Origin of the sequence: Sorangium sp. So ce145 (assembly GCF_051525985.1) — a bacterium.
Lineage (GTDB): Bacteria > Myxococcota_A > Polyangia > Polyangiales > Polyangiaceae > Sorangium > Sorangium cellulosum_B.
Window position 1 is genome coordinate 6,574,325 of sequence record NZ_CP150315.1, and the last position, 17,536, is coordinate 6,591,860.

General features: G+C 70.2%; 14 protein-coding genes and 1 pseudogene. 2 read left to right on the forward strand and 13 right to left on the reverse strand.

Annotation, left to right across the window (positions count from 1 at the left end; all coding sequences use genetic code 11):
* The first annotated feature begins 219 nt into the window (after nucleotides 1–219).
* Nucleotides 220–1,002 (forward strand): hypothetical protein, encoded by a 783-nt coding sequence (locus tag WMF34_RS24045; RefSeq protein ID WP_437989238.1) that lies wholly within the window; start codon nucleotides 220–222, stop codon nucleotides 1,000–1,002.
* Nucleotides 1,003–1,047: 45 nt separating this feature from the next.
* Here WMF34_RS24045 and WMF34_RS24050 read toward each other — a convergent pair whose 3' ends face one another.
* The 3 genes from WMF34_RS24050 to WMF34_RS24060 all read right to left on the reverse strand — a co-directional run bounded on the left by WMF34_RS24050 (nucleotide 1,048) and on the right by WMF34_RS24060 (nucleotide 3,813).
* Nucleotides 1,048–1,407: a hypothetical protein gene (locus WMF34_RS24050; RefSeq protein WP_157906872.1), complete on the reverse strand. Its 360-nt coding sequence runs from the start codon at nucleotides 1,405–1,407 to the stop codon at nucleotides 1,048–1,050.
* A 101-nt stretch (nucleotides 1,408–1,508) separates the two neighbouring features.
* Nucleotides 1,509–2,891 carry an MFS transporter gene (locus WMF34_RS24055; protein ID WP_437989239.1) on the reverse strand — a complete coding sequence of 461 codons (1,383 nt, stop codon included), beginning with the start codon at nucleotides 2,889–2,891 and terminating at the stop codon, nucleotides 1,509–1,511.
* A gap of 133 nt (nucleotides 2,892–3,024) precedes the next feature.
* Nucleotides 3,025–3,813 (reverse strand): SDR family NAD(P)-dependent oxidoreductase, encoded by a 789-nt coding sequence (locus WMF34_RS24060; RefSeq protein ID WP_437989240.1) that lies wholly within the window; start codon nucleotides 3,811–3,813, stop codon nucleotides 3,025–3,027.
* Between the two features lie 321 nt (nucleotides 3,814–4,134).
* Between WMF34_RS24060 and WMF34_RS24065 the strand changes: the two genes are divergently transcribed.
* On the forward strand, nucleotides 4,135–4,278 hold the full coding sequence (locus tag WMF34_RS24065) for a hypothetical protein (RefSeq protein WP_157906873.1): 144 nt from the start codon (nucleotides 4,135–4,137) through the stop codon (nucleotides 4,276–4,278).
* Here the strand turns inward: WMF34_RS24065 and WMF34_RS24070 are convergent.
* From WMF34_RS24070 to WMF34_RS24115, 10 genes and pseudogenes are all read right to left on the reverse strand, one after another.
* The gene (locus WMF34_RS24070; RefSeq protein ID WP_012237294.1) at nucleotides 4,262–5,059 is read right to left on the reverse strand and encodes a hypothetical protein; all 798 of its coding nucleotides are present in this window, start codon (nucleotides 5,057–5,059) and stop codon (nucleotides 4,262–4,264) included. The two genes, WMF34_RS24065 and WMF34_RS24070, sit on opposite strands and share 17 nt — an antisense overlap.
* 23 nt (nucleotides 5,060–5,082) lie before the next feature.
* Nucleotides 5,083–7,431, reverse strand: a complete 2,349-nt coding sequence (locus WMF34_RS24075; protein ID WP_437989241.1) for a DUF2169 domain-containing protein — start codon at nucleotides 7,429–7,431, stop codon at nucleotides 5,083–5,085.
* A gap of 52 nt (nucleotides 7,432–7,483) precedes the next feature.
* On the reverse strand, nucleotides 7,484–8,371 hold the full coding sequence (locus WMF34_RS24080; protein WP_012237296.1) for a HEAT repeat domain-containing protein: 888 nt from the start codon (nucleotides 8,369–8,371) through the stop codon (nucleotides 7,484–7,486).
* 103 nt (nucleotides 8,372–8,474) lie between these two features.
* Nucleotides 8,475–11,501 carry a type VI secretion system Vgr family protein gene (locus WMF34_RS24085; RefSeq protein WP_437989242.1) on the reverse strand — a complete coding sequence of 1,009 codons (3,027 nt, stop codon included), beginning with the start codon at nucleotides 11,499–11,501 and terminating at the stop codon, nucleotides 8,475–8,477.
* A gap of 12 nt (nucleotides 11,502–11,513) precedes the next feature.
* Nucleotides 11,514–12,086, reverse strand: coding sequence for a hypothetical protein (locus WMF34_RS24090; RefSeq protein ID WP_012237298.1), 573 nt, complete (start codon nucleotides 12,084–12,086; stop codon nucleotides 11,514–11,516).
* A 37-nt stretch (nucleotides 12,087–12,123) separates the two neighbouring features.
* Nucleotides 12,124–13,497, reverse strand: a complete 1,374-nt coding sequence (locus WMF34_RS24095) for a hypothetical protein (RefSeq protein ID WP_049876340.1) — start codon at nucleotides 13,495–13,497, stop codon at nucleotides 12,124–12,126.
* Complete coding sequence (locus tag WMF34_RS24100) at nucleotides 13,494–13,817, reverse strand: hypothetical protein (RefSeq protein WP_437989243.1); 324 nt, start codon at nucleotides 13,815–13,817, stop codon at nucleotides 13,494–13,496. Before WMF34_RS24100 ends, WMF34_RS24095 begins: the two co-directional genes overlap by 4 nt.
* Before the next feature lie 75 nt (nucleotides 13,818–13,892).
* The gene (locus tag WMF34_RS24105; protein ID WP_437989244.1) at nucleotides 13,893–14,789 is read right to left on the reverse strand and encodes a DUF4123 domain-containing protein; all 897 of its coding nucleotides are present in this window, start codon (nucleotides 14,787–14,789) and stop codon (nucleotides 13,893–13,895) included.
* An 86-nt stretch (nucleotides 14,790–14,875) separates the two neighbouring features.
* Nucleotides 14,876–15,163: pseudogene (locus WMF34_RS24110) on the reverse strand (PAAR domain-containing protein); the annotation flags it as partial.
* A 28-nt stretch (nucleotides 15,164–15,191) separates the two neighbouring features.
* Nucleotides 15,192–17,402, reverse strand: a complete 2,211-nt coding sequence (locus WMF34_RS24115; protein ID WP_437989245.1) for a type VI secretion system Vgr family protein — start codon at nucleotides 17,400–17,402, stop codon at nucleotides 15,192–15,194.
* Nucleotides 17,403–17,536: the final 134 nt, after the last annotated feature.

Sequence of the window (17,536 nt, forward strand, 5' to 3'; positions counted from 1 at the left end):
GGCAAACCACAGCCGTCGGGCGGCGGAGGACGGATCGGTCGGGCCGGCGGAGCGACCGGTTCGCCGCCGCCGGACCGCGGCGCTTTCGCCGGCCACGAACCGACGGCGCCCCGACTCCATGGACTGGCCAGCTCGGACCTGGCACGGAGTTGGCACATGTCGGGGAGAGGAACCCACGTATCCGCAGAAATCGCTGAAAGGTGCCAGATGGACAATCGAATGAACCCGGAACGCGCCGCAGGAACGGCGGAGCCGGAGCACCAGGGTCCCAGGCCGGTCCCCTACACGTACCATGACGGCCGCGAGGATTACCTCCATGTCGGCCGCCGGGAGGGCGCGGCGCCGGATCAGCCCGAGGCGCTGGTCCCGCCTTCCGAGGGGGTGACCTCACCTCTCCAGGCGACGTCCCCGCCGCCCGAAGCCGCCTCGGCGGCCGCCGCGCCGATCGCCTCGCCGCCCGAGGCAACGGCGCTGCCGCCCGAGGCGACCGCCCTGCCGCCCGCGGCGACGCCCGGGTCTCCCTGGGCGACGCCTCGCGCAGCGGCGCAGCGCCCTCGGCAGGCGATCCGGATGAGCGAGATCGTCACGCGCGGGCTGCGGACCGGCGCCGTGCTGACGGCAGCGACGATGTGCACGATGATGGCAGCGTCCACCCTCAAGCGCGGATCGCCCTGGGCCGCCATGAACGCCATGGCGGCGGCGGTCGGCCTCGGAGGGCGGCGCGCGAAGGACCGGTTCGATCCGGTCGCCACGCCCGCAGGGATCGCGGCGCTCGCCGGGGGCCTGCTCGTGTGGGGCATCGGCTACGAGAAGGCGCTCGACGCGGCGGGGCGGCGCGGCGGCGCGCTCACGGGCGCGCTGTCGGCGCTCGGCGGCTTCCTGCTCGACGACCTGGTCTTGCCCAACCGGCTCATGAAGGGCTTCCGCGACACGATGGGCGTGGCCGGCACCGTCGGCAAATACGTCGCCCTCGGCGTCGCGAGCGCCGTCGCCCCGCGGTGAGCGCGCGAGGCGCCGGCGCGAGCGCCGCCGTGGCGCCGCGCCCCGCTAGCTCTGGCCGGCGGCCTTGCGCTCCTTCGCGCCCGGCTCCTCGTGCTGGGGCAACGCGCCTTTCGGCTGCGCCTGTTCGGTCGCGCCGCTCTCCGGCGGCGGCTCCTCCTCGGGCGGGGCCGGCGCGCCCGCGGCCGTGGCCTCGGCGCCGGTCTCCCGCCGCTCGAGCGAGCCCGCGGGGCCGCCGCGGCCCGACTCCTCGTACGGCCCGCCGCCGAGCGAGCCCGGCGCGCGGAGCTCGGCGTCCTTGGGGTGCGGCCCGTCGAGCCGGAAGATCCCCTTCGATTGATCGACCTCGTCGAACCGCGCGTTCTCCTGCGCCTGCGCCTCGGACCGCTGCTTGGCCTTTTGCCCCATGATCCCCTCCATCGCCCGGCGCGCAGTGCGTCGACCGCACACACGCCCGCCTCGACCCGCGGCGTGCATGCGAGGTGCCGGACCGCGCCGGCCCCGCCCGCTCACGCCGGCCGCGCCGCGCCCTGCTCCTCCGAGGCGGCCCCCGCCGCGACCGGCTGGGTGAGCTGCTCCGAGGGCGTCCCGGCGGCCATCTGCTGGGCGATGATCAGCTCCCGCGCCTGCTGCCGCAGCCCGGGGAGCCTCGCGGCGAACACCGCCGCCGCGGCGACGCAGCACGCGCCGCCCGAGGCCACGGTCGCGGGCGCGCCGATCTTGCCCGCGAGCCAGCCGGCGAGCAGCGCGCCGAGCGGGGCCATCCCCATGAACATCATCGCGTAGACCGCCATGACGCGCCCGCGGAGCGCGTCCGGCACCATCGCCTGCACGAGCGTGTTCGACCCCGCCATCTGCACCATCATCGAGAAGCCGACGGGCACGAGCAGGAGCGCCGAGAGCCAGAACGACCGCGACAGCGCGAACAGCCCGAGCGCCACCCCGAACCCCGCGCAGGCCGCGGCGACCCAGCGGCCGAGGCCACTGAGCCGCCGCCGGCTGGCGAGGACGAGCGCGCCGAGCAGCGCCCCGACGCCCGACGCGCCCATCAGGATGCCGAGCCCCTGCGCCCCCCCGCGCAGGATCCGATCGGCGAAGATCGGCATCAGCACCGCGTACGGCATCGCGGTGACGCTCACGACCCCGAGCAGGAGGAGGAGCGCGCGGATGGCCCTGGTGCGCGCGACGAACCGGAAGCCCTCGGCCGTATGGGCGAACGCGGAGACGCGCCCGGCGGCTGCCGGACGGGGCGCGACGCGCATCGCCAGGAGGCTCCCGAGCACGGCAAGGAAGCTCACCCCGTTCGCGACGAAGCACCACCCCTCGCCGATCGCGCCGACGAGGATGCCCGCCACCGCCGGGCCGAGGATCCGCGCGCCGTTGAACATCGAGGAGTTGAGCGCGATGGCGTTGGCGAGGTCCTCCCTGCCCACCATCTCGACGACGAACGCCTGCCGCGTCGGGATGTCGAACGCGTTCACGACGCCGAGGAGCACGCTGAACCCGAGGATGTGCGGCACCTGGACGTGCCCGCTCAGGGTGAGCGCGCCGAGCCCGAAGGCGAGCGCCATCGCGGCGGACTGCGTGGCGAGCAGGATGCGGTGGCGGCTCCGCCGGTCGGCCACCGTGCCGCCGATCGGGGCGAGCAGGAAGACGGGGATCTGCGTCGCGAACCCGACGGCGCCGAGCAGCAGCGACGAGCCCGTCAGCCGGTAGACGAGCCACGACTGGGCGACCGACTGCATCCAGGTGCCCACCAGCGAGACGAGCTGGCCGGCGAAGAACAGCTGGTAGTTCCGGTGGCGGAGCGCGCGCAACAACGACGGGGCGGAGGCCGCCGGGCGCTCGCCACGGCCCGCCGCGGGGGGCGGCTCCGCTTCAGGCTGACCCATGGTTGCAGTATGGGGACGCCGGAGGCTCGGGAACCTGGGATCCAAAGGATCCGGGCGCAGCGGGGTCAGGCGCGCGGCCGCCGGCCGGGCTCCGCCGCGGGGCGCTCCCCCGGGCGCCGCCGTGGCGCGTGGCTCAGCCCCCGCCCGCGTAGTTGGCGGGCCACGCCGCCGAGAGGAGGCCCCCGTCGACGGCGACGTCCTGGCCGGTGATGAACGAGGCCTTGTCGCTGAAGAGGAAGGCGACAAGCGCGGCTACCTCGTCGGGCCCGCCGACGCGGTTCATGGCGTGGAGCGACGCGGCGAAGGCGCGTCCCTGGGGATCGTCGAGGCGCCATCCGGCCGTCGACATCTCCGACTCGACGACGCCGGGGCTCACCGCGTTGATGCGGATCCCCTTCTGCGCGTACTCGACCGCGGCGGTGCGGGTGAGCGCGACGAGGCCGGCCTTGGAGGCAGCGTAGATCGCGAGCCCGGGGAAGAAGCGCGACGTGGCCACCGACGCGCAGTTGACGATCGAGCCCCCGCCGCTCGCGAGCATGGCTTTGATCTGGTACTTCATGCACCAGAAGACGCCGCGGAGGTTCGTGTCCATGACCAGGTCGTAGTCGGCGTTGGACATGTCGGCGAGCGGGATCAAGGAGCCGGAGCCGGCGTTGTTGAAGCTGCAGTCGAGGCGCCCGTAGGTGGACACCGCGGCCTTCACGAGCGCCTCGACGTCGCCCTCGACCCGGATGTCGGCGGTGACCCAGGTGATCTCCCCGCCGCGATCCTTGACGGCCGCGACGAGCTCGCGCCCTTGCGCCTCGCGCCGCGCGCTCGCGACGACCCTGGCGCCCTCGGCGGCCAGCGCGACGGCCGTCGCCCTGCCGATGCCCGAGCTCGCGCCCGTGACGATGACGACCTTGTCTTTCAGAGCTCCCATGCCTCACACCCCTCGAAGGTGGCCGGCGCCTCCGAGACAGGCGCCGACGCTTGTGAAATGCAGAGTTAAGGGACAACCGTCTTCGACCGTCTGGAGCGCAAATTGAACGCGCAGAGCGGGCCCGTGACGATGCCAAGGGCGGGTACGAAAGGGAAGCAATTCCGGCGTTCTACGCGTCGTAACGCGACGCGCAGCATGGCTCCTTGTACCGTGATGTCGCCTGCTCGCTCCGGGCTGCGTGGATGTGGGTCGCGTGACCTCGCGTCGCGTCGACCCCTGCTGCCCCTGCTTTCAGCCTCGTCTCCTCGCAGGTTGGCGCTCGTGAGCGACTGCGATCTGGATGGATGCGTCGAGATGTCGGACGGCAATGACCTCGATCATGGCCCCCTGCTGGGTTGCAGCGCCCTCGAGCGAGAGGAAAGCGACGAACGTTGGCGGGAAACCGGCGTCACCGGTGCGGCGTAGCCGGAGGGATCTGGCGCGCTAGCGCGAGGGCCTCGACGGCGAACGCGTGCGGCTCGAACTCATCCATCGAGAGGTGCGCCGCGGCGATGAGGCGAGCAGGGAAGCGCTGGTAGAGGGGGAGCTTCGCCGCGAGATCGGCGGGGAAGTAGACGAGCATCGGGGCCTTGCCGCCGGGCCCATGGAGCAGGGCGCGCAGGTGGGGTGCTCCGCCGAACGTGCGCTTCTGGTAACGGCGGTGCTCGAGCAGCGCGCGCTCGATCTGCGCGTCGAGGTAATCCGACGGCACCGCGCGCCGGATCCGCCCGAAGGCCTGGCGGATGCGGTCCGTGAGCCCCTCGACCACGGCGGGCGCGGCGAGCAGGCCGGGAGTCTTCAGGAAATCGTTCGCTGCGGCGACGGCCGCCTTGAGCGGCTCGTCTCCGCCGGCGAACGGCGTCGCCGTCGTCACGGCGGCCTTCAGCGCATCGAGCTCGTCGAAGGGGAAACGCAGCTCTCCCGCGACGAGCACGAGCGGCGGCGCGAACTTGCCGTCCTCGCGGACGGCGTCCGAGAGCGCCGCGGCCACGCCGTTGCTGTCGATCGCTGCGGCGCGGGCGAGGATCAAGAACACGTCGTGGCGGTCTTCCGGAGGGACGGTCTGGCCGGGCAGCTCAGGCCCGGCGGAGTCTGCTGCGCGGGGGTCCTTTCGCGCGTCGTCGACGAGGCGTTGCCAGGGCGGTCGCTTGCGAATGCGCGCCGCGCTCTTGGGGTCGATCCAGACAAGCTCTAGCGTCTCGGGCATGGCGAAGGTTGCTCCTCGGTAGCTCAGCGTCGCACGGTCGACGGGCTCACGGTCGCGAGCGCCGCCGCGCGCAGCGCCGCCGGGTGGGTCTCGTGCTGATCCACGGCGGGGTGCACGTAGGCCACAAGGCGCACCCGGAGCCGCTGCGCCGCGGGCAGCTTCGCGGCGAGCTCCTCGCGCAGGTACGTCGGGATCGGCCCCTCGACTGGGCCGTGGAGGAGCGCGCGCACATGATGCCCGCCGAAGACGGCTCGGCGCTGGAGATGGCGGCCGCCGAGCAGCGCGCGCGCCGCGAGCGCGTCGAGCTGGCCCTCCGGCACGAGGCCACGCTTCTCGAATGTCTCGCGGACGCGCGCCTCGAGGCCCTCGGCAACGAGCGGCGCACCGGGCAGGCCCGGCGTGCCCAGAAACTCCTTGGCCAGGTCGAGGATCCCGCTGTCCTCCGGATCTGCGCCGGCGTGGGGCGTGGCCGCGGAGATCATCGCCTTGAGCGCCTCGAGCTCATCGAACGAGAAGACGAGCTCCCCTGCCAGGAGCACGAGCGGTTGCAAGAGCCGCCCGTCGTCGAGCGTGGCCGCGGCGAGCGCGGCCGTCACGCGATCGCCGCTGATCGGGCCGCGCGCGAGGATCTCGAAGGCTTCCCGTCGATCCTCCAGGTCGGACGTGGCCTCGGCGCCCGCCGGGTCGTCGAGGTCATGATCCAGCGGCTGCTCGTCGAGCGCCTCGAGGACCGGGGCGTAGCGAGGGTCCTTGCGCAGGCGCTGGAGGCACAGGGGATCGAACCAGACGAGGTGCAGCGCGTCGGGCGTGGAGGTGCGCTGCAGGAGCGATGCGGACGGCGACCGCGGCGCGTGCTTCGTCGGTGTGACGAGGCGCGGCGGCGCCAGCGGCAGCGGCGATGCGGTCGCTGATGCGAACGCTGCGACGGGTGGCATCGCCGCGCTGGGCAGCTCGCCCGACGGCAGCGCGAAGCTCGACACTGCGCGGCGAGCCCACGGGCTCTCCGCCGGTGCGCTAGCAGCTGGTAGGGGCGCCGCGGAGGACGCAAGCGCCCCATGGACGGCTCCGGAGGCGACAGCGACGGCCTCGGAGGCGTCAGGGACGGCCGGTATGGCGATCGTCCCGGTCCCGTCATCGGTCAGCGGCGGCGGGATGGGCATCGGCGGCGCGGGCGGCGCGCCTGGAGGATGGAACGGCAGCCCCACGTCATCTGGGGCGGACTCGTGCGGCGCCCGGGGGCGCTGCACCGCCGCAAAGGGCAGGGGCGAGGGCCGCGCCGGGGTCATTTCGACGGGCACCGCGATCGTCCGCCTCTCCGGATCGAGCTCCGCCTGCTGGGCCTCACCGGCCGCCGCGTCCCGGAGCTGCTCGACACGCTCCCACGTGAGCGGGAGCCCGGGCTCCTCCATGGCCACGAGGACCTGAACCGGCTGCGCCGCGTGCTCGAGGCGGATCTGGCCGCGCCACGTCACCGTGCAGAGCCCGCGCGAGGCGTCGATCCAGAGCGTGTCGGCCCGCATCGCCACGCCTTGCGGCGCGCCCATGCCCTGGACGAACGCTCGCGGGCGGATCCCGGGGAGGCGCGTGACGAGCTGCGCGTGCTGGAAGTGCAGGTTCTCGAGCGTGATCTGCGTGTCGGGGTGGAGCGCCTGCACCTGCTGATCTCTTGGGGCCGCCTGGAAATGCTCCGGATCGAGATCGCTGGGCAGGACCTGACCTCGCCAGGTGTCGGGCAGCCGCGCGGCCGCGGCGGGGCCGAGCAGCGCGCGGCGCGAGGGCCAGCCGCTCGCGATCGGACCGAACCCGACCGGCGCGATGGGGTCGCCCGGCGACGCGCTCTCGATGCCCGGCGGCTGGAGGTTGGGCAGCGCGAGGCGGCCGTGGACGTCGCGCCCGTCGGGGCGCAGGCCGATCGGGTTCTCGGTCCGGGCCCCCCCTGCGGCGCGCTCGTAGACGAGCGGCATGCTGGTGAACCGGGGACCTTCGTGGAGCGCCCCCTGGAGGTCGAGCTGCCGGTCGCAGAAGACCTCGATGCGCTTGTCCACCTCGCCGACGGCGAGCCGGGCGATGAGCGAGCGCACCGGCTGCCGCCCGGGCGCGAACGCGTGCCCGACGAGGAGCACGTCGGCGCGCGGCTTCATCGGGACCAGGTCCGCGGGCGTATAGACGCCGAGGCTCGCGCCGTCGGGGTAGGATCGCTCCGTGGCGCTCGGCGGCTCCTGCTCCTCCGCGAGCACGGACTCGCCGGGTCGGAGGACGAACGTCGCCCGGGTAACGACCGTCAGCACCGGCTTGCTCGGCGGGCGCTGCCAGACAAGCCATCCGACCGGCACCACGTCCGACAGCCCGAGGACAGAGACCTTGCTATCCATGCGCTCGCCCATCCTGCGATTCCTCTCGTCGCATCCGGCCGGAGCCCACCCTCTACTTGGGGAGGCTCTCCAGGTACGCCTTCGCTCGCTCGCGCACCTCGGTGTTCGGGTCGCCGAGCAGCGGCGACACGGCCGCGCGATCCCGCGGGTCCGGATGGGCGGCCATCCAGTCCAGCGCCGTCCAGCGGATGTTCGGGTTGTCGGAGGCGAGCAACGCGTGGACCTTCTCCCGGGGGAGGTCGAGGCGCAGCCGGTCGATCTCCGCGAGGGCGGCCATGACCACCATGGAGTCCGGTCGCGAGAGCATCCCGACGATGAGCTTGTGAGCCTGGGGGGACGAAGAGCGCCCCAGCGCCTCGATGCCGATCACCTCGAGTCCATCGATGGTCAACATCCGGGCCTGGGCCTCGAGCGCGAGCGGCGTCTCCAGGAAGGCGAGCGCCTCGGCGGCTTCCATCTTCACCTTGCGGTCCTTGCTACGGAGGTTCGCTGCGTGGTTGGACAGCACCTCTTTCAAAGCATCTTCCGTCCCCTGGATCAAATGAAACGTGAGCTCGCCTGCAGCGGTGATCTCCTTGTTGGAGGCTTCCGGCGTCCGCGGGCTCACGGTCACGTGCACGTCGAGTTGGTACTTCACGCGGGCGTCCCCGGGGACGTCGAACCTCAGGTAGCGATTGAGGTAGTAGGTGGAGGCGTACCGCTGGCCCGGCGGGATCGGGATCGCGATCGTCCGCTCGTCGCCGACGCTCGGCGTCGGCCTCTGGGTCGCGGAGGGCGACTCGAAGCGGAGGTCGTTCACGTTCGGGTAGGGGAGCAGGATGTCGATCGGAGCTGCCGAGCGGTTGTGGACGACCACGACCGCGGGGATCGGCCCGGCAAGCAGGACGGGCGCGGCTGGGGCGGAGACATCGATGGAGATGCCGACGTTGCTGTTGGCCATGAGGAGTCTTCCTGTAGCGGTTGTGTCATCGGGAGGGACCTCGTTCCGCGCACCACGGCACGCCGGGCAGGCCGCCGCGAGCATCGAGCAGAGCGCGAGCGCCTCAACGCAAGATATGGTCAGGGGTCGTGACATTGCAATCGCCCGCTTCGCTGGTCCATGCCCCGATGGTCGTCCTCTCGCCGAACTTCCAGAATTTATGCTTCCACTGCGCGCCATCCTGGAAGACGCGGTGGAGGATATGCAACCCGGAGTTCGGCTGCACCTTGTCGACGACTCCGCAGCGGTCGCACTTGAAGACGAACAGTTGCTTTGCATCCCTCACGCCAGCCGGCCCGGCTCGGGGGCGCGGGGCGCGGTGGGTGTCCACGAGCCCGATCGAGTTGGCGGGGAGATAGCCGCTGTTCAGGTTCGGGCCGCTCTGGAACGGCGGCACGTCCTGGCGCACGTAGAAGACTTTCTCGGAGAACGATGCCCTGTCGAGATCGGCGAACGTGCCGCTGTCGGAGTCCCAGGCCACATCGACGATCGCCCCCACGACGGCGCCGTCCAGGTCTGATTGGAGCGTGTTGTGCAGATTGAGCGGGTGAGCGCAGACGGTGAACCCGGCCGACTCCGCCTTCACGACCCCGTCGAGCCTCGCCTGGATCTTCAGATTGCCGGCGTTACCCGGGTCGGTCTGCGCGCCGCCGGTCACCGTGACGGTGGTCGTGGAGCTGATCTGCCTCGGGGTGACCGTCGCGGTGCCGTTGCCGCCGCCGCCGTTGACCACGCTGAGCTCGATGAAGCGCCCCGGCTCGAGCTGCGGCATCACGGTGACCTGCACCTCATAGCTCCTGGTCGGCGGGACGCTGTCCACCATCCCGTCTGCCGGATTCGCGCCCGATTGCGCGTACGGGTTTCCCCGCATCACGCGGCCGATCGTCACCGCGGGATCGATGAGCCGCGGTGGCGGCGGCTGCGCCGGCGGGGTGACATCGCCCTCCCTGGGCTCCTCCGGCGCGGTCCCCCTGACGTCGGCGGCCGACCCTGGCGACCCGCCCTCGTTGATCTGGACCAGCGTGCCCACGATGGTGACGCCCCCCGCATCGATCCGGATAAAGCCGCCGGGCCCCTTGAGGGTCACGTCCGCGGCCCCCTCGGCCACGAGGACGGTGCCAGCCTTCTCGTGGAGCTCGAGCCCCGTCTCGAGGGCGTGGTTCGCGCCCACCTTCTCCTGCTGCACCGCAGTGGAGAGCGACTGCGCACCGACGCTCTCGTTCCGGCACCCTTTCACCAGCAGGTGCGCGTCCTGGTGGATGAGCTCCCGCTTCGTCTTCTTGACGATGATCTGCCGGTCCTTGCCGACCCAACCGATCTGGCCTCCCAGGGTCCGCTCGATCTCGTCGCCCTTGACGCGCTTCGCGAGGATCTTGATAGCCGCCGTGGTGCGGGTCCCGGAGACCTCCTCGGTCCGGTCCCCCGCGGTCACCTCGGTCCGCTTGCCGAGGGTCGTGTCCGTCTCGTTCCCCGCGACGGTCTTCTCCCGGTCATTGACCACGGTGATCGTCTCGTCGTGCTTGACCAGCCGGCGCAGGTTCTTCTGCGCCTGCATGTAGACGAGCTCGCTCCCGGCGAGATCCTCGAAGAGGATCTCGTTCCACCCGTCCGACCCGGGCGATGTGTCGCTCTTCCAGGCGCTCCGGGTCTTGTTCTCCGGCAGCTTGTACGGGACCGGGTTGGTCATGTTGGAGAGCCGCGCCACGACGATAGGCTGCTCCGGGTCGCCGTTCAGGAACGCGACCAGCACCTCTTGCCCCACCCTCGGGAGGGTGAGCGCGCCGAACCCGGCGCCTGCCCAGCCCTGGCTCACCCGGATCCATGTCGAGCTCGAGTCGTCCCTCGTGCCCTCGCGGTCCCACGGGAACTGTACCCGCACGCGCCCGAACTCGTCGGTGTGGATCTGCTGCCCGGCGGGCCCGACCACGGTGGCGCTCTGCACGCTGTGGATCTTCGGCCTGGGCGTCCTCCTGGGCGGGCGGTAGGGCACGCTGGCGAAGACCGCGGTCCCGGACATGTGCCAGGTGTCGACCGCCGCTCCTTCGATGGAGAAGTGAGTGACGAGCAGACGCTGGCTGTCGGGGAGCTCGGGGTGTGGGTGCTGGCCGATCGAGAAGATGACGCAGGGCCAGAGATCCGTGGTGTTGGTGGTGAACGAGACGGCGCGCTTCTCGACCCGCTCCGCGTCGAGGGCGCGCTGGGCGAGCGCCTTACCGGAGGGTTGATCGTGGCGGTAAGAGCCCTTGTCATCGGCAGCCGGTGTGTCGGCGGGACCGGCGGACGCCACCAGGAACGCGCCCGGCTGATAATCGAAGTGCTCGTAGCGATCCTCCGGCGCCGCGGCCTTCTCGGCTTCGCCGAGCGTCGGGAAGGCTGGGTTGCGGAAGTCGACGTCGCGGACGGCGTACGCGCCGGGGCGGACGTCGTGCACAAGGCGGACCTCGGTCACGATCTCGTGCTCCGCCGCGGCCTCCGTGGGGTGGTCGACATAGCGGAGCGGCGGGGTGGTGCGGGGGGGACGCGCGTGGAGGGCGTCATCGAGGAGGAGCCGTGAACCGTTCGCGTCGTCGTTCGGGAAGGTGAACGCGATGCCGGCCTCCTCGAGGAGGCGGCTCAGGAAGGCGTAGTCGGTCTCGCCGTACTGCACCTTGTACTCGAGCTTCGGGTACAGGGGGCGGTCGATCTGCCAGATGGGGTCGATGTTCCACTCACCGAGGAGTTTGTCGGCGATATCAGGGATGGATAGGTGCTGGAAGATGCGATGGCCGCGGCGCTGGGTGAGGAGCCAAAGCCGTGGCACGATGCGGAGGTGGTAGGTCGACCTGCCGAGCGGCTCGGCGCGGGCGAGTTGCATGGAGTTGCAGAGGCCGGACCAGAGGCGGGCGGCGCCGAGGGGGGAGAAGGCAAGGTCTCGAGCGGCGCGGAAGGACGCCGGTTGGCCGATGATCGCGTCGAAATCGACGCTGGGGTCCTCGGAGGTGGCCGAGATCGAGACGGTGAACAGGGTGGAGATGCCCTCGTGGACTGAGAAATGGCTCACCGAGAGGGGGGACTCGCCAGAGGCGAAGGTGAGGCTGAGAAGGAGCGTCATGGCATCTCTTGCTCAAAATGTCATTTCGAAGCCAGGGTGCCGCTCACCCAACTGGTCCGTCGAGCACAGGGCCCCGATGATAGCCGGTGGCGGAGTCAGGTAAGCCCAAGATAGCATGGTCAGCGTCCCGAACAGAATTGCCCCCATTACCAGCGCGCCCCACTGCCGTGCCGACGACGTCAGGCGGGGCCGCAGGATTGCTTCCGGTCCGACCTCCCCCACCAGCAGCGTGACGATGAGCCAGACCACGGTGGCCCCGAGCCAGACGGTCGCGAACAACCCCGCTCGCTGGGCCATTGTCTGCCATGTGAACTTTGTCAGCTCCGCCAGGAGCGCAAGGAGAACCACCGCCGACGCCGCCGCCCCGACCAGTCGTGCCGGCCCGAATCCGCGTGGGCGGACGAACGTTTCCAGCCCGAGATCGAGCGTCGCCACGATCAGCAGCAGGGTCGCCATTTCCGGGAATGGCGACGAAAACGCCGAGAGCGCGCCGAACGTCACATAGATCCACGGCACGGCCAGCAGGCCGACGAAGAATGCGCCGATCGCAGCCGCGCCCGGACTCCTTCGCCGCCCAGCGGTCATGGGCGCCCCCTCCGCGCGGGTTGAGCGGCTGCGTGAGTCACGGAACGGGCACCCTGAACTCGCGCTCGAACGCAATGCGGGTGATCAGCGGCGCGTAGCCATGTTGGTGCTGAAGCTGCCACCATGCGGTGAAGCCCTCTGCCGGGATGGTGTCAGGCCAGCCGTCGGCACCGAATCTCCGGAGGTCGATGTCATCGAGCCCGAACACGTCGTAAAACACGTACTCCAGCCTGATGTAATATTCGCGGGCACAACGATCATAGTGGTAGTCCTTAGCCACCACTATCACATGTTGGACACCGTCGACCATCACCGTCAGCCCATTACTATAATCTTCCGTCAACAATATATCGCTGCCACGGTTGAAGGCCGGCACGCCCAAGTCCGTCGGGGCTACGGCGGCGTTGATATCCCAGCCTGCGGTCTCCAGCGCCTGGTGAATTCTTGTCCCCCCCGCGGCGCGTTCCGGTGAATTGGGTGCCGATAGAGCTCGGTGGACGAACGAGGTGATGTTGGGATGCGTCTCGGCCGCGGCGGTGAGGTGCGGGTCGCTCCAGAACGACACGGCTGTCTGCGGTACGAGGAAGGCTTTGAACAGCCGCCGCGCCTTGCCATGCGTGTCGTTCGAGGCGAACCACGACAACAGCTCGCGCATCTTGGGTTCCAAGACGGCGGTGGTCGATCCGACGCTGGGTCCGTGGGGTTGCGCCCGCCCGGTCGAGAAGGAGATATCCTGGCCAAAGCTCAGCGCGTGCCCACCGGGTAGCAAGGGGTCGGGAACGGTTGCCGTGGGTGTCGTACTCCGCAGAGCCGGGTCGGTCGCAATTGCGATGATCCTCTCCTGTGCGAGGCGGAAGAGCTTGCATTTCTGGATCCAGATAAGCACATGCCTGGTAATCGGCGCGCAGCCCGGCTGGGTACGCGTTACCTCCACCACCTCTCCGATCTCCGGAGCCGCGTTGGGGACCGGACCCGCACGGACGGTGACCACATGACCAGTCGAAGGCGCTTCAACGCGCAGCCTCTGGCTGCTCGTCGTCCAGCTGTATGTCCCCTGGCCAATGCCCGCCGGCTGAATGTCGGTGGCGACCAACACCGTGTTTTCCTCCGCTTCGAGCGTCACCGATGGGGGCGCGGCCAGAAAATCGGTCGGGCAGCAGCCTTGGCAGGGGGCGAGCGGATCCGGCCCACCGCCCGGGGGATCGGCCGCTGGGGGCGAGGCGCGGCGGCGGGCCTGCTTTTCCGCAAGACGCCTGCGGTATTCCGCGATCCAGGCCCTGCGACCTTCGGCGTCCTCGACGGAGGTGGGGTGCAGCGGCGCGCCGCGCAACTCCCGCCCGCGGGGATGCGACCTGTAGAACCATTCGTCGGTCTCCCGGACGATCTCCCGATCCAGAGGGTACAGGCTCATCGGCGTCTCGCGAGCAGGACGAAGATCGACGTCTCCTCGATCCGGTCGAGCTTGGTTTGTGGCGATAGATCCCGTCGCGACAGGATGTCGCGCGCCCAGTGCTCCCGCTCGCCGAACCCGAAGCCGAGAGTGGCGCAGAGGTCGACATAGCGTTCGAGCATCTGCATGGACCGGAAGCCCTGGCCATGGGCGAAAGCGATCTCCGGCTCGAGTGCGGAAGCGATCGCCTCACGCCCGCAACCGGCGCAAGCTTGCGGGTGACGCTGGGTCAGCCGGTCCGCGAGCGTCTGGGCGACGGCGGCAAGGCGGTCTCTGGCCAAGAGAGCAAGTTGCCCGCTCGAAATCCTTAACATGCGCCTTCCTGAACGATTTCATGCACCCGGATCATCATCCACCTAAAGGCCCGGCACCTCCGAGCGTGCCGTCAGGACGGCCGGCGTCCCCTGTGCCCCAAACCGCATCACCTCTCCGTCCTTCGTCTCGACCAGAAGCGCCCCGATCTCCCCGAAGAACTGCGCCCTCTGCCGCGGCGTGCACGTCGGAAGGAATACGCGGAGCGCCGTTGGGTCATAGAACCGGAAGTACATCCGCTCTCCGGTCTCATCGTTCACCACCATCAAGAACCGCCTCAGATGCGTCCGCACCTCCTTGAACGGCCGCCGACACGTCAGGAAGATTCCCCACCGCTTCCCCCACCCCTCCAGCACCAGCTGCTCCAGGAGCCGCGCCCCCTTCGGCAGCCGCACGAGGAACGGTGCCTGCATCGCGAGCGCCTCCCCCTGGATGCCCTCGTACAGCGACTGGTACTCCTCCACCGACTCCCGCAGCACCTCGAGCACGCGCAACCCGCGCGACGCGTCGAGCACCGCAAACAGCGGCTCCGGCTCCACCTGCAGCGCCGCCAGCACGTCTTCCTGGAGCGGCGTCAGCCGGTCCTGGCCCCCCCCTTTGAGCCCGCTCTCGCGCCGCGGCGGCGTCGTCCCCTCGAGATAGACGGCGAAGACCGTTCCCCCAGCGCGGATCCAGCCGCCGTTCTTGATCTCGCCCCCGTCCACCCGCTCGCCGTTGAGCCACGTCCCGTCCTGACTCGCTAGGTCCACGACCCGGCACGTCTCCCCGTCCCACCGGATCTCGCAATGCACCGCCGACATGGCCCTGTCCGCCGCCACCACCAGATCCGCCCGCTCGGTCCGCCCGATGCGGAGCGCGCCCCCGGGCTCGATCACGGCCCTGTTCGCCGGCGCAGCCTTGGCCCAGCGGACCTCCACGATGGCGCGCTGCCACCCGAGCATCACTCGATTCCCCTGCGCCGGTTCTTCTCGCACTCCTCGCAGAACGGCGCCGTGGCCGCCGACAACGCGACCCCCTGCGGCGACGATCCGATGAGCACGGTCGGACACCCGAGCACGATGGTCCCGCCGTGCTCCATCGGATCCCCGAGCCGCGCCGCCGGCTTGTTGCCGATCAGCACCGACGCCTCGCCCCGCGAGATCTTGTCCGGCGGCCCGACGCACACCGCCATATCCCCTTCCCGCGCCGCGGGCATGAACCCGATCAGCACCGTCGGCTCCCCCGCCGGCAGGATCGGCCCCCCGACATGAGGTACCGGCCCCGGCTCCACCTTGGGGCATACATGCATGTCCGTGACCCGCGCCGCAGGCGGCATCGCCCTCCCCCTTCCCCAATCTACTGCATTATTGCCCGATCCCCGTCCTGCTCACGTCGTCCGGCTGAGGCCGCGCCGGCTCGGCCACTTGGGCCTCCTGCGGCGCCTCCGGCCCCGCCGGGCTCGCGCCGCTGCCCGAGCCGGCCGCCCCGCCGCTGTTGATCTTCACCAGATTCCCTTTGATCGTCACGCCGCCCGCGTCAATCCGGATGAACCCGCCCGGCCCCTTGATGGTCAGATCCGACACCGCCTCGAGCACCAGCGCCGTCCCGGCCTTCAGGTGGATCTCCTGGCCGGCCTCGAGCGCGTAGTTCTTCCCCACCTTGCCGTGCTGATCGCCGCCGACCGACAGGGATTGCGTCCCGCTCACCTGCTCGTTCCGGCTCCCGTTCACCTTGAGGTGGCTGTCCTGCTCGACGAGCTCCCGCTTCACCTGCTTGACGATGAGGTGCTGCTCGCCGCCGACCCAGAGCAGGAGATCGCCCTCCGTCCGCTCCACCTCGTCCGCCTTGACAAGCTTGCGGAGCGCGCCGCCAATGACCGTCGTCCGGCTTCCGTCGGTGAGCTCCACCCGATCGCCGCCGGTGAACTCCGCCCGCTTTCCCTCGGTCACCTCCGTCTCGTTCGCCTTGACCAGCTTCTGCCGGTCGTGGCCGACGGTGATCGTCTCGTCGTTCTTGACCAGCCGGCGCTGGTTCTTCTGCGCCTGCATAAAGACGAGCTCCTGGCCCGCCAGGTCCTCGAACATGATCTCGTTGAAGCCGCCGCCGCCCATGGAGCTGCTCGTCTTCCACGTGCTGCGCGTCTTGTGCTGCGGCAGGTTGTAGGGGACGCGGTTGTTGTTGTTGAACACGCGCCCAACGATCACCGGCTGATCCGGATCCCCTTCGAGGAAGCCGACCAGCACCTCCTGGCCGATCCGCGGGATGGCGATCATGCCGAAGCCCGTGCCCGCCCAGCCCTGGCTCGCGCGGATCCAGGAGGAGCTGTCGTCGTTGTTCCGCCCCTCGCGATCCCAGGGGAACTGCACGCGGACCCGCCCGAACTCGTCCGTGTGGATCTCCTGCCCGGAGGGCCCCACGACGACGGCGCTCTGCACCCCGGTGACGTGCGGCTTCGGCGTGCTCTTCAGCGGCCGATACGGCACGTCCGCGAAGACGGCATGGCCGGATTGCGTCCACTCGGTCCCCACGGCCCCGTGGATCTGCACCTCCGTCACGAGGAGCTTCTTGCCGGCGGCGAACGCCGCGTGGGGGTGGTTGTCGATGGAGAAGACCGCGCCGGGCGAAAGGTCGAGGGCATTGGTCTCGAACGTGACCGTCCGCTTCAAGGCGCGCCGCCCGTCGAGCGCCCGCTCGGCGAGCGCCTTGCCATAACTCTGGTCGTGGCGCGCGACCCCCTTGTCGTCCGCAGCCGGCGTGCCGCCGCCCCTCTGGCCCTCGATCAAGAAGGCGCCAGGCTGGTAGTGGTACTGCTCGTACTTGTCCTCGGGCGCAGGCGCCTTGGGCGCCTCGCCGAAGAGGGGGAAGGCCGGGTTGCGGAAGTCGTAGTCGCGGATCGTGGTCGCCCCCGGCTCGACCTCGTGGGTGATCGTGACCTCGGTGACGTACTCGCTCTCGGCGGCATCGTTCGGCGAATCGACGAACCGGAGCGCCGGCGGCGCCCGGGGCGTGGCCAGGTGGAGCTTGTCGCTCAGCGTCGGCGTCGAGCCGCTGGCCTGGTCATCAGGATGCGTGAACGCGATCCCCGCCTCCTCGAGCAGGCGTGAGAGGAAGGCGTAGTCGCTCTCCCCGTACTGGCACCTGTATTCGAGCTTGGGATACTTGGCGCGCTCGATACTCCACGTCGGCGTGATCTGCCACTCGGCGAAGATCCTGTCGGCGATGTCCGGTATCGCGAGGTGCTGGTAGATGCGAAAATTCCGCCGCTGCGTCAGCAGCCACAGCGCCGGGACGATCCGGAGATGGTACGTGGAGAGGCCGGTCGTCTCGGCCTGAACCTGCTCGATCTGGTTGCACACGCCCGTCCAGAAGCGGGCACCGGAGCTGGCGAAGTCGAAGCCGTTGGCGATACGGAAGGAGGCCCGCTTGCCGACGATCGACTCGAGATCGATGTCCGCGTTCGGCGAGCGCGCCAGGATCGACAGCGTGAAGAGCCCCGAGATGCTCTCCTGGACGTCGAATTGCCGCACGTCCAGCGACGCTTCCCCGGATTCGAACGTGAGCTCAAGCAACGGCATCAGATCACCTCTCGCATTGGAGCGCTGCGCCGGGATGGTATCTTACATACCGGGCGGATGGCTGTCCAGCCCGGCGCGGCGGGACGTCCGGCGCGCGCGGACGATGGGCCCCGCCGATCCAGGCGCCACGCCTT